This window comes from Caldifermentibacillus hisashii, assembly GCF_039654145.1.
Classification (GTDB): Bacteria; Bacillota; Bacilli; order Bacillales; family Caldibacillaceae; genus Caldifermentibacillus; species Caldifermentibacillus hisashii.
The window spans coordinates 1,069,662-1,082,500 of the sequence record NZ_CP155467.1 but is presented as its reverse complement, the minus strand read 5'-3'; the positions used below and the strand labels follow the sequence as shown (position 1 = coordinate 1,082,500).

Below are 12,839 nucleotides of genomic sequence, written 5' to 3'. Positions count from 1 at the left end.
GAAAACACATTTATTATTATATCACAATATTGATTTTGAAGTCAAGAACTTTTTTAAAAACCAACTGACTTCAAATCAATTCAAAAGCGACTTTAATATAATAACAAAAAATATTATCTTTGTCAATAACTTTTGTCTTTTTTGCAAATTTTATTGTTGCTAATTTGCAGCGACGAATATCAGTATACTAACAAAAAAGACCTTTGTCAACATCCATTTTGAACTACTTTATCACTTTAATCCTAGTGGACCATCGATAATGAAAAGCATGCTCAGCTTCCTTAAGGAATTGCTGAGCCATATTGCTGTTTAGTAGCCTAAAGTTCCGCAAAATGATGTTGTATCTTGCATTTATGATACGCTTTCTGCTCAAAATAATATCGTTGATCATTATACAAACCTACGCTATACAAGTTTTAAAAAACAGGACTAAGCTCTTTCAGATATAAGTACTGGTCCTTTCTCAACTGAATGTTAGTAAATAAGTTAACATTTTTTCCATATATATAGTCGATTAAGTAGTGAGACATTTCCCACCGTTCACTATCACGTTTTAAGGGAGAAAGGTCTCCTCACCTAAAGATGTTGGACTACCCACCACTTAAATTACCAGTAGATTTTAAAGCGGGGGCATCCAAAAAAGTTTAATTATCTAGGATCCTTATTCATAAAGCATATTATCCATTCGCCGCTAGAGTGTAACATTAATTAAGATGATCCTTTTATCGGTCTTTAATTAAATATTTTTTGTCGTATAGTATCGGTGATAAATCTTCTTTCCTTTTGATTCCTCCAATACAATATGTAAAAAGCCTTTATCCACTAAATATTCAAGAAGGGCAAAAATATCAATGGAATATAGCTTAAGTTCTTCTTCCTCAACAATATCTTGAATCGACCATTTTAATTTTTTATCCAATACTTCAAGAAGATGTGAACTTCCGAGATCTGTCCTCATGTGGATAAAAAATTCACTTGCTAAAAAGAGTAAGTCTAATCTCTTTTTTAACGGCTCCCCGCTATTAATAAGTTCTTCATAAACTTTATAAATTTCAGGTTCAATACTTTTCACTTGATCCCAAACAGTTACTTCCGGTTGAAATCCCTTTTCGATTAAAGATAGCCGGGCAAGATGATGAAGTGAGTGGATAACATGGTTATATGCATCGAATAAATGCTTTTGTTCATACAATTTTTTACCATCTGTATAACGTCTAATTAGTTTGGCAAATTCCAGACCTATCTTTAATTTTCTTTCATGGAAAGGGAAATCTTTTAAATCCTGGATTAATTGATGCACGAAATCATTTCGATCAAAGAGGATTTTTCCATTAAGCAGCCAATCATATATCCTCCTGTTTGATCCAGCCATCAGCCATTCATTCAGTTTTTTATTATTAACCATATAAAGGGCAAGCTTTTTTTCTTCATAGTAATAATGTTTTAAATACAAATCCTTCTCTTCATCAGTAGAAATAATAAAAATAATCAAATCAAATGTATCCGTTGTTGCAAGTAATTGATCTGTATTTTCGATTAACAATACACCTAGTGTAGAAGGTTGACTCGCTCTTTCCTGATATAGTGTTCGAACAAAATTATCCATAATAAATCCTCCAAAAATATAATCCTATGTTCATTTCGACAAAATCAATCAAAATCCTCCATATTTCCTAACTTTTTTTCCTTGTTCTTTACAATTTTATGAATTTCGATGTATAGGACGGCTCATAGGTGGAATTTTTCTTGAAGAATGGAAGGTGGTTTCCAGATTATTCACGTAAAAAAAGAACGTTCTTTTGCAAACTAATCGGACACTTACGGGCACTTATCGTCCTCCTTAACATCTTTGATTTCCTTTAAGCCACAAGAGGAAGATATAGTGGCCGTTTGTGCGGAATAAAGTAAAATAATCCCACTGATTGCTATCAAAACCTATTGAACGTATACAAGCTTCTCCGCTCCCTGCTAACTTCCCCGTTGACTTGAATTCTGCGACGAGTTTTTGACCTCGCAGTTAAGCGACGGACAGAGCAATCAATAATTTTTTATAAAGTTGAGTCAACATAGAGAAAGCTTTAAGAAAATCGATCAACTAACCACCAGTGGAGATAAAGCCCCCTGATTGAAGTTTCACTTTATTTTCTATTTTATTGCTAATTTATGATATAGTTTATAGAGGGGGAATAATCACGATGAAGTATTCAAGTAAAATTAATAAAATTCGGACATTTGCTTTAAGTTTAATATTTATTGGGTTTATTATTATGTACATAGGTCTACTTTTTAAAAATTCACCAATACTCATGATGCTTTTTATGTTTCTTGGATTTTTATCGATCATTGCCAGTTGTGTCGTTTATTTTATGATCGGGATGTTATCAACAAAAGCCGTACAGGTTGTTTGTCCCTCATGCAACAAAGTGACCAAAATGCTGGGACGTGTTGATATATGCATGTATTGCCGTGAACCGTTGACACTCGATCGCAAATTAGAGGGGAAAGAGTTCGATGAGACTTATAACAGAAAAAAAAATAAAGTTACTAAGCTTTAAATCTGCGTGATGGTTGTATTTTATCACAAGTACTTTTGCTGAAATCCGCTGTCGCTCTGTTTTATGAAAAAAGTAATTGCTGGTGGATCGGTTGACTGCTATGGTTTATAAAAAGCTAATTGCTCGTTTGCCGTTGACTGCTATGCTTGGTCAAAATAGTTCTTTTGACGTGAATGTTGAATGGCTTCTATAGTTAGCGGAAAATCTTGCTTTTGCTGGAGCATAGTTACTGATTTTGTTTTATGAAATCTTGGGGGCATAACTACTCATATAGTAAAGCCGTTGCAAAAAAATAATGCTTCCGAACGATAATCGGGAGCATTGTTTTTCGTTTGTATCAGATTAATTAATGTGCCTCTTTTTTCGCACAATCCGGACATAATCCGTATACTTCCAGGCGATGATGACTTACTTTAAAACCGGTAACATGTGATGCAAATTGTTCTACTTCATCAAGACCCGGATATTGGAAATCAACAATTTTCCCACAACTTTCACATATTGCATGATAATGGTCATGAGTGGTAAAATCAAAACGGCTTGAAGAATCCCCGTAAGTTAGTTCCTTTACCAAACCCACATCCTTAAAAACACGCAAATTATTGTAAACTGTTGCGACACTCATATTTGGAAATTTACCTTCTAGAGCTTTGTATATTTCATCTGCAGTTGGATGAGCCATCGAATTAATCAAATATTCAAGTATCGCATGACGTTGTGGTGTTATGCGAACGCCAGACACTTTTAACGTATCTAATGCTTCTTTCAATTGATTGGGAGACACCGCCATGCACCTCTTTTCTATTAAGAAAAATTATTAAATAATAACTTCTATAATAATTGTAACCACTTAACCCCTGTTTTGTCAATTAATCCTTTATAACTCGGGTTTCTAAGCATTTTCTTCCTGATGCAAATGTTGCTCTTCCACTTGTAAAATGAAATTAATATATCGGGCGGCCACAAAGAGAAAATCCGAAAGCCGATTGAGGTAAGCAAGCGTAACCGGACTTAGATTCTCTATTCCGATTGAACATCTTTCAGCCCTGCGTACAATTGTCCGTGCAGAATGAAGGGCTGCTCCGGCCGGATGACCCCCGGGTAAAATAAAATTTTTCAAAGCAGGAAGGTTGGCATCAAGCTCATCGATATAAGTTTCTAAAGTTTTTACATACTCCTCCTTAAGTTTCCAAACAACTTCTTTTCCTGCCGGTGTTGAAATTTCCGCTCCTACGTGAAAAAGTATCGTTTGAATCTCATGGAATATCTTTAATATTCTCTCTTTTCCTTGAAATGATTCATTCCTTAAAAAACTAACGGCTAAGCCAATAAATGAATTGGCTTCATCACATGTTCCGTACGCCTCCACACGCGGATCATCTTTCGGAACTCGGGCTCCATATACTAATGATGTGGTTCCTTTATCACCAGATCTTGTATAAATTCTCATCGTTAATACCCCCTATTTAAATCGACCAAATTTATCCAGTTGTTTTCTTTATTTACATAGTTCCATAAATTTTTCACAAAAATTTCATAGGCTCGTGGTAAATACATATCCGATATTGCTGACAAATGTGGTGTAATCGTCACCTTATCCGATTTCCAAAATGGATGATCAGCCGGTAATGGTTCTTTTTCAAACACATCCAAGAAGGCATGGGCCAGTTGTCCTTCTTCCAATGCTTCCATTAATGCATGCTCATCAACAGCATTTCCCCTGCCAATATTAATAAAAACCGCTTCTTTTTTCATTTTAAAAAATTGTTGTCTTGAAAAAATTTTATTTGTCGATACGGTATTGGGCAGAACAGAAATAACATAATCTGCTTCCGGTAAAATATGATTTAGTTGTTCTAGCGAATAGGTTGCATCAAAATCAGGGTTTTCCTTCCCGCTGCGATTGATTCCGATTGTGTGTATACCAAATGTTTTACCATAACGACTAATTTGTGATCCGATTGCACCGGCACCGACAACAAGCATAGTTTTTCCATAAATTTCTTGAAGATGTACTTTCCTGTTCCAAACTTTTTCACTTTGCTGCTTTTTAAAAAGAGGGAGTTGTTTTGCATATTGTAATATGTAGCCAAAGACAAATTCTGCCATTGGGATTTTATGGATTCCCCGTGCATTTGTGACAATAATATGATTCTTTTTGATTGCGACAAGCGGCAATTTTTCAATCCCTGCCGACATAACCATAATCCATCGCAAGTTTTTCATCTCATTAATTAATTTTTCATCAAGATCTTCACCATAAGTTACCAATATTTCAGCAGTATACCGATTTTCCCCAATTTCCTTCATTTTTTTTAGAAAAGTAAATTGAACGGTCGGAAATTCGCTCTGAATTCGTTTTTCTAATGCTTCATTTCGTCCTACGGTTGCCACAACTTGCATTCCCATCTTCCTTTCAAAAATGTCTCTGTACGGTTATTAATATAATTATGTTAATTGTCGTAAAAATTTCACTTATCTATTATATCAAAAAGTATTACATAAAATAAAGTGCGCACATTGCCGTAAATCTAAGAATAAGCGTAAAGAAAACTCGGCGACTGCCGAGACTTCAGGCGACGGCAGAGCCGCAGTCAGCGAAAATACATTTTCGCTTGCGAGGTAATGCTACCGAAGCTTCTCTAGTTCACCGAAAAAATATAAAATTTTTTCGGCTGCGATGTATTCCAGTGAAGCTTTCCTTATGCACTTATACTTAATTCTTAAAATTTCCAACTATGTCGAATTTGCTTCTTTGCTGGAAATTTATACATTCTTAGCGTATAAGAAAAACCGGCAAAATGCTTTAATGATTTTGCCGGCAGATTTAGAGTGAAATTCCATGAGGAGGTATGCCCTACTTTACTATATGCACTGTCCGTATACTTGCATGGATGAATGCCTTGTTTACATAAAACAGGCTCATGACTAACTCCCTGCTCTCTACCGTTAGAAAATTATGCCAAATTGATTTTAATAAATTGCAATGCTTCTTCAACATGACCTTGCACTTTCACTTTTCGCCATTCCTTAACGAGAACGCCATCCTTATCAATAATAAATGTCGAACGTTCAATACCAAAGCCGACTTTCCCGAAAACATTTTTTTCTTTCCATACACCGAATTGTTCACTTAATTTATGATCTTCATCTGCTAATAACAAAAAGGGTAATCCATGTTTTTCAATAAATTTTTGGTGTTTTTCGAGCGGGTCGGCACTTACTCCTAAAATAACTGCATTTACATCTGCAAAATCTTGATGATAATCACGGAAATCACAGGCTTCTGTCGTACACCCCGGGGTCATATCTTTTGGATAAAAATATAGAACTACATGTTTGCCGTGGAAATCAGATAATTTCATCTTATCACCATTACTTGCTAACAGTTCAAAATCAGGTACTTTTTCTCCAATTGTAATTGTCATCTTACGTCCCTCCATATTCACCTTCTAAGCATTAGATTAAAACAATCCCTTGAATAAAACAACTAAAACATCCTGTCTTTTCCTCTTTGACATTTTTCGGAACGGACAAGCGTATATTATAAGAAAAGCGGAGAGCGCCCGCTCAGCGACGTACAAACTGGAGCGCCCGCTCAGCGACGTACAAACTGGAGCGCCCCGCAATAAGATATAGGAAACACGGCGAGGCACGAGCCGATGTTGACTTATCGTAGTGAAGCTACTACTTGAGCGAACTTCATGAGTAATCTTCCATGAAATACTTCATGAAGCTTTGCGACGAGCTGAACATCCGCTTCCTCGAATAGGCTATGGCGCAGGAGCACATTAAAGGGGAGCTAGTTTCTCAGTCGCTGGCGCTCGGAGCTAGACAATAAAACTAATCCCAAGCTAATTACTTGTATTTTAAAACTTTCTTATTCTATAAAAAAGGGAACAGTTCCCATTTATCCCACTTAACGACGAGACAAAAAACTCCCACCTCACTCGAATTTTGCAGCGGGAGTCCTCGACTTACCGTTAAAATTGTGATATAACCAAATCTTTAATTAAGTTACGGATGTGGTCAAAATGCTTGGATATCTATTATTATTTGTTATTATATTTATAATCACGTCGAGTCTAAGAACTTTATTTGTTCCTACTGCTTTACAGGAGAAATTTTTATCCTGGGAAAGTTTTATCTATTTAATTTTTATATTTTCGACCATTTTTCTTGGTTTTGGTCTTATTTATTTTATTTTTATTCAAAACGGTTTTACCATTTTGCTTGTAAACGGGAATGAAGTAAAAGATACGATAACTTCACTGCATACATGTTTTTACTTCAGTGGGCTTACTTTATTCTCAGTCGGCTATGGAGATGTTGTTCCGGTCGGTATAGGGAGGGGAATTGCGATTATTGAAGCATTGATTGGGTATACCGTTCCAGCTTCCTTTATCGTCAGAACGGTCGTCGATTTTAAGAAAGAACGGGGATAATTGGTTAAATTCAAGTTCTGGATTACACACTTAATCTGCTTCCGGACATCCTTAGCTACTATTCAAGTTATCGATTCACTCACTTTCATTGTTGTAGACATCTTTTGCCAATAATTGGTAAAATTCAGGTCCGGATGCAGTTGTTTAAAAATATATGTTTTGCCTATTGTTATTGACCCACAAGTACACTACAATTTTTCAAGGATAGTAAACTTATGTGGATGCATCTCTCATATAAAGAATTCCACAATTTTTTAAGAATAGTAAACTTCTAATAAGAAGGGGTTATTTTCATGAAACTAGGTGCCCGCATTTTTAAAACGGGGTTGGCAGTCGTATTGGCTCTTATGCTTGGTGAACTATTCCATCTGCCATCACCCGTTTTCGCAGCAATTTCTGCCGTTTTTGCCATCCAGCCATCCATTTACCGGTCGTACTTAACCATTCTGGAACAAGTACAAGGAAATGTCATAGGGGCGATTATCGCTATTGTATTTGTTTTGTTATTTGGAAATCATTTTTTAATCGTTGGGCTGGCAGCAATTATTCTTATTATTATCAATTTAAAATTAAAAATTGATACCGTATCATTATCGGTTGTAACCTTAATCGTTATTATGGAAACACCTCAAGATGAGTTTATTACTTTTGCGATTTTACGATTTGCAACCATCATGCTGGGAATTTTGTCAGCTTTTATCATTAACTTGATCTTTTTACCACCCAAATATGAAACAAAACTTTATACATCCATTTCCGATATAACGAATGATATTTTAAAATGGACACGGATTACAAACCATGATGCAGTTGACCATACCTTAATAAAAAAAGAACTCGAATTATTAAAAGAACAATTTATCCATGTTGAACAAATTTATTTATTCTATAAAGAAGAAAGGACTTTTTTGAAAAAGAACAAGCGGGGGAAAATACGGAAGGTCGTTATTTACCGGCAAATGATTACAACGGCTAAAAAGGCATTGGAAATTTTGAGAAAGTTGCACCACTATCAATATGATTTTTACCAGTTACCAAAAAATATTAGGGAGCAATTATTAAGTGTAATTTCCCATTTAAATAACAATCACGAACACCTATTACTCCGATATATTGGAAAAGCAGTTCAAGTTCATACGGAAGAAATGGAAGAATACGTGGCAAAGAGAAATGAGTTACTACATTTATTTGGTGACATGCAAAAAATCAGCTCCGAACAGTTGACAATGGACCATATGTTACAATTTATGGCTACCATTCTTGATTATAACGAGCAACTCGAAAAACTGGAAATCCTTATCAGCAGTTTGCAACAATATCACCGTGAAGAAATAGAGGTTGATGTTTCATAAAAAAAATTTTCTTAATGAAAAGTACAAGGCGCCCGCTTAAGCGACATACGTCACTAAGTACGAGGCCTGTACTTTTCTTTTTTTCATTAAACAAAAAAGCTCTGCACCCGGTCTATACCTAATGACAGATGATTATACTGTCACTTGATTGATATCCGAAACATCGTCTTTAAACAGATTGTATGCGCCATGCATGACCGGACCGACAAAATCGTTCAATTTCCAACCATGTCGGATGGCTGCAGCAACAAATTGTTTGGCTTTGAGCACAGCTGTAAATACCTCTTCACCTTTTGCCAAGTTTGCTGTTATCGCGGCAGCAAATGTACAGCCGGCACCATGGTTATACGTTGTATCAATTTTTTCCGTTTCTAAAAGGACATACTCTTTTCCATCATAGAACAGATCCACCGCTTTTTCATGATCCAAAGCTTTCCCGCCTTTAATAACAACATTTTTTGCACCGAGGGCATGAATTTTTTCAGCCGCTTTTTTCATATCAGCTACCGTTTTAATTGGACCTACTTTTGATAATTGCCAAGCTTCAAAAAGATTCGGTGTTGTAACAAGTGCCCTCGGTAAAAGAAGCTCTCGGGAAGCATCGACCGTTTCCGGTAAAAGGACTTCATCTTCCCCTTTGCAAACCATAACCGGGTCGATGACAACATTTTTTAAGCTGTATTGGTCGATATACTTTGCTCCAAGTTGAACAATTTCAACCGAACCGAGCATACCGGTTTTCATTGCATCCAAACCAACAGAAAAGGCACACTCCAATTGTTTATCCACGATATTCGCTTCAATTGGAAAAACATTATGTTTCCACCCTTCATTCGGGTCCATTGCTACGATTGATGTAAGGGCAGTCATGCCATATGTTCCGTGTTCTTGAAATGTTTTTAAGTCCGCTTGTATTCCTGCTCCGCCACTCGTATCTGATCCGGCAAGCGTTAATGTTTTTTTCAAACTCATTGCTGTTCCCTCCTAAATCAAATCTGGTAGTATAAAAATTTCTGCGTTTTTATCCCACTCTAAACAGGGTGTTAAAACTCCCTTGGTTAAACAAAGAAGATTGATGGGAATAGTATAACACTGTTTTTTATGTAAAATAAATAAAAATACTTATCGTTTTGAGGAAAAAAACATTATTTTGGCATAATCAAGGGGAGTTCGGTCATTCGTGATACTTGTTTTGAAAGGAGCATCTTCCTTGCGTCTTTTGTAATCTCTATTCTAAAATAAAAGTAAGCCAAGTAGTGAAGAGTGGAAATGTTTCATCATTTGCTTTCCTTTTGAAATATCGATCTTGTGTTTTTACTAGTCAAGTGAGATTTAAAAGGAGGTATTTGCATGAATCCAAAAATTATCATTGACCTGAACAAATTTACGGATAATCTTGATTATATTGGCAAAAAAATGAAAGCAAAAAGTCTAACGTTAACTCATATAACCAAGGTATACGCCGCTGATCCGAAAATTGTCAAGGCAGCGGACGAAAACAAATATGTTGATTATCTAGGCGATGCTCGAATTGAAAACATTAAAAATTATCCCCAAGTCAGTAAACCAAAAATACTTATTCGTATTCCGATGCATAGTGAAATAGAGGATGTGATTCGCTATACTGATATTAGTTTCAATTCCGAAATCAGTACGATCCGTTTTTTAAACAATGAAGCAAAAAGACAAAAGAAGATCCATAAAGTTGTCCTCATGGTTGATTTAGGCGATCTTCGCGAAGGCTATTTTGATGTGAAAGAATTACATAAAGCGGTTGCCGAAATAGTGACCATGACAAATATTCAATTATTCGGGTTGGCTGTCAATTTAACCTGTTTTGGTGGCGTCATTCCTGATAAAGGTATTCTACAAAAACTTGTTGATTATAAAAATTCAATCGAGTCTTCATACGGCTTGTCACTGTCAATGATTTCCGGCGGCAACTCAAGCTCGCTTTATTTACTGGATAAAGACGGAATTCCTGAGGGCATTAATAATTTACGTTTGGGTGAAGCGATTGTCATTGGAAAGGAAACCGCTTTCGGACAATTTTATGACGAAATGCATCATGACGTATTTACCCTTTCAGCTGAATTGGTAGAAATAAAGGAAAAGCCTTCTGTACCCTTTGGAAATATCGGTATGGATGCATTTGGTCAAAAACCGGTATTTGTCGATAAGGGACAAATGCTCCGGGGAATTGTCGCAATCGGCAGACAGGACATTGATCATTTAGGTCTTGTTCCAATCGACAAAAGAATAGAAATCGTAGGGGCAAGTTCCGATCACCTTATTTTGGACTTAACAAAATGTAAAAAGGATTACAAAGTTGGAGATTCTGTGCGGTTTTATATGAATTACTCAGCATTACTTAGAGCTTTTACAAGTAAATATGTAAATCGGGCGTACATTCAACAACAATACAACACGCGGAACTTCTTTTACAAAAAAGGAGACAGGCCAATTGTACTTTGTCACCATTAACAAGATAGTGGGACTTTGTTCAACCTTTGGCAATTGAAATTATCATTGCACGATTGCTCTATCAATCTGCCAAAATACGACAACCTGTCTTCTTAATCAAATTGTTGGACCGTAAATAAATCATAATAATGACCTTTTTTTGCCATCAATTCATCGTGCGTTCCTTTCTCGACAATTTTTCCATGCTCGATAAGGACGATACAATCAGCATGGGTAATTGTCGACAATCGGTGGGCAACGATTAAAGTTGTCCGATCTCTCGCTAAATTATCCAATGCTTCTTGGATCAAGTGTTCACTTTCCAAGTCTAGTGCGGAAGTGGCTTCATCCAATACAATTATTGGCGGATTTTTCAAAAAAACTCGAGCGATCGCGATTCGCTGTTTTTGCCCACCAGATAATTTCACCCCCCTTTCCCCGACCTTTGTATCGAATCCTTGAGGTAAATTCATAATAAAATCGTAGGCATTGGCGAGTTTTGCAGCATGAATCACTTCCTCATCTGATGCATCCGGTTTCCCCAATAAAATATTTTCTTTTACCGTATCACTGAATAAAATGTTGTCCTGGAGAACCATTCCAATTTGATCCCGCAAGTCCTTCACTTTCAAATCACGAATATCCGTACCATCAAGTAAAATACTTCCTCCCGTTACATCATAAAATCGTGGAAGCAAACTGACTAAAGTTGATTTGCCACCCCCACTCATTCCAACAAAAGCAACCGTTTGTCCCTTTTTTATTTGTAAGTTAATATGTTCAAGAACGGGGCGCTCCGTTTCTTCATAGGCAAAAGAAACCGAGTCAAACTCAATATTTCCCTCCGTTTTCTTAATCGGTTTTGCATCTATCTTATCAACGATGTCATACTCTTCGTCCAGCAAATGAAAGACGCGATCCATTGATGCAATTGCTTGGGTTAATGTTGTCGATGAGTTGACGAGTCTTCGAAGTGGATTGTAGAGTCGGTCTATATAACCAATAAAGGCAACCATTGTACCAACCGTTAAATTCCCCAGAATGACTTCATAACTCGCAAAAGCAATTATCAAGAGCGGTGAAATATCCGTAATCGTATTGACAACAGCAAACGCTTTTGCATTCCAGCTTGTATGTTTTATCGCTCGATGTAAGAAATTGTTATTCGTTTTATAAAATCGTTTTTTCTCATGTTCTTCAATGGCAAAACTTTTAATAACGGAAACGCCTTGAACACGTTCATGCAAATATCCTTGAACTTCAGCTAAAGCTTGTGATCGTTCCCGAGTTAACTTCCTCAAATTCCCAAAGAAGTATTTGACGGAAAAACCATAAAACGGAAACATAAGTAAGGAGATTAATGTTAATTTTACATTCATTGTGAACATAATCGTTATTGTAATCAGAATAGTCGTCAAGTCTATCCATACATTCATAAGACCGGTTACGACAAAATCCTTCGTTTGTTCGACATCGTTTATGACCCTGGAAATAATTTCTCCTGTCTTCTTATTTGAATAATACTTCAATCCCAGTTTTTGCAAATGTGCATATAATTTTTCACGTATATCAAATAACACTTTATTTGCCGTCCATTGAGCAAAGTATTGGCGATAATATTCTACCGGTGGACGTAAAAAAATAAAAATAAGGGCCATTAGTCCCATTGCTATCCCTAATTGGGAAAATTTTTCCTGTTTCGATAACGCTTCATTAACAATGACATCATCAATCAAATATTTCGATAGTAGTGGAATTAGTAATGGTATGGCGAATTTAATCACACCGATAAACAGTGTAGCAATGATTTGAACTCGATACGGTTTCACGAATTGCATGTACCGTTTGATACTCCCCATTTTTTTCTCTCCCTAAAAAATCATTCCACGTTATTCCAAACTAAACGAAAATGACTAAGATTGCTTCTTTCAAAACGAATCCGAAATAACCATTTATTGATTCGGTTCTTGTATCTTCAGTATTTCAAAAATTCATTTTTCACCACTTGATCAACATGGCGTGAA

12 protein-coding genes are annotated in these 12,839 nt (G+C 36.1%); 5 read left to right on the top strand and 7 right to left on the bottom strand.

All coding sequences use genetic code 11. From position 1 onward, the window contains the following. Nucleotides 1–736 precede the first annotated feature (736 nt). Nucleotides 737–1,606, bottom strand: coding sequence for a nucleotidyltransferase-like protein (locus NSQ14_RS05040; protein ID WP_034768696.1), 870 nt, complete (start codon nt 1,604–1,606; stop codon nt 737–739). Nucleotides 1,607–2,189: 583 nt separating this feature from the next. On the opposite strand from NSQ14_RS05040, the gene NSQ14_RS05035 reads away from it, so the two are divergent. Continuing rightward, nucleotides 2,190–2,555, top strand: a complete 366-nt coding sequence (locus NSQ14_RS05035) for a YgzB family protein (RefSeq protein WP_041845752.1) — start codon at nt 2,190–2,192, stop codon at nt 2,553–2,555. 346 nt (nt 2,556–2,901) lie between these two features. On the opposite strand, the gene perR is transcribed toward NSQ14_RS05035, so the two are convergent. The 3 genes from perR to NSQ14_RS05020 all read right to left on the bottom strand — a co-directional run bounded on the left by perR (nt 2,902) and on the right by NSQ14_RS05020 (nt 4,958). Further along, a complete protein-coding gene (gene perR / locus NSQ14_RS05030; protein WP_034768694.1) occupies nt 2,902–3,345 on the bottom strand; it encodes a peroxide-responsive transcriptional repressor PerR in 444 nt (147 codons plus the stop codon). A 102-nt stretch (nt 3,346–3,447) separates the two neighbouring features. Next, complete coding sequence (locus tag NSQ14_RS05025; protein WP_041845750.1) at nt 3,448–4,005, bottom strand: cob(I)yrinic acid a,c-diamide adenosyltransferase; 558 nt, start codon at nt 4,003–4,005, stop codon at nt 3,448–3,450. 2 nt (nt 4,006–4,007) lie between these two features. Next, the gene (locus NSQ14_RS05020; RefSeq protein WP_346208313.1) at nt 4,008–4,958 is read right to left on the bottom strand and encodes a D-2-hydroxyacid dehydrogenase; all 951 of its coding nucleotides are present in this window, start codon (nt 4,956–4,958) and stop codon (nt 4,008–4,010) included. A 301-nt stretch (nt 4,959–5,259) separates the two neighbouring features. Here NSQ14_RS05020 and NSQ14_RS05015 point away from each other — a divergent pair, with 301 nt between their 5' ends. Further along, nucleotides 5,260–5,391 (top strand): hypothetical protein, encoded by a 132-nt coding sequence (locus tag NSQ14_RS05015; RefSeq protein WP_342019877.1) that lies wholly within the window; start codon nt 5,260–5,262, stop codon nt 5,389–5,391. A 121-nt stretch (nt 5,392–5,512) separates the two neighbouring features. Here NSQ14_RS05015 and bcp read toward each other — a convergent pair whose 3' ends face one another. Next, entirely contained in the window at nt 5,513–5,983 is a 471-nt protein-coding gene (gene bcp / locus NSQ14_RS05010; RefSeq protein WP_346208312.1) for a thioredoxin-dependent thiol peroxidase, read from the bottom strand. A gap of 606 nt (nt 5,984–6,589) precedes the next feature. Here bcp and NSQ14_RS05005 point away from each other — a divergent pair. Next, nucleotides 6,590–7,000: an ion channel gene (locus tag NSQ14_RS05005; protein ID WP_041845747.1), complete on the top strand. Its 411-nt coding sequence runs from the start codon at nt 6,590–6,592 to the stop codon at nt 6,998–7,000. A gap of 293 nt (nt 7,001–7,293) precedes the next feature. Next, nucleotides 7,294–8,352, top strand: coding sequence for an FUSC family protein (locus NSQ14_RS05000; protein ID WP_041845746.1), 1,059 nt, complete (start codon nt 7,294–7,296; stop codon nt 8,350–8,352). Between the two features lie 132 nt (nt 8,353–8,484). Here NSQ14_RS05000 and pdxK read toward each other — a convergent pair whose 3' ends face one another. Then, nucleotides 8,485–9,324, bottom strand: a complete 840-nt coding sequence (pdxK, locus tag NSQ14_RS04995; protein ID WP_041845745.1) for a pyridoxine/pyridoxal/pyridoxamine kinase — start codon at nt 9,322–9,324, stop codon at nt 8,485–8,487. Between the two features lie 378 nt (nt 9,325–9,702). On the opposite strand from pdxK, the gene orr reads away from it, so the two are divergent. Then, a complete protein-coding gene (orr, locus tag NSQ14_RS04990) occupies nt 9,703–10,836 on the top strand; it encodes an ornithine racemase Orr (protein WP_082041222.1) in 1,134 nt (377 codons plus the stop codon). 92 nt (nt 10,837–10,928) lie between these two features. Here the strand turns inward: orr and NSQ14_RS04985 are convergent, their stop codons facing one another. Continuing rightward, the gene (locus NSQ14_RS04985) at nt 10,929–12,674 is read right to left on the bottom strand and encodes an ABC transporter ATP-binding protein (protein ID WP_041845744.1); all 1,746 of its coding nucleotides are present in this window, start codon (nt 12,672–12,674) and stop codon (nt 10,929–10,931) included. Nucleotides 12,675–12,839: the final 165 nt, after the last annotated feature.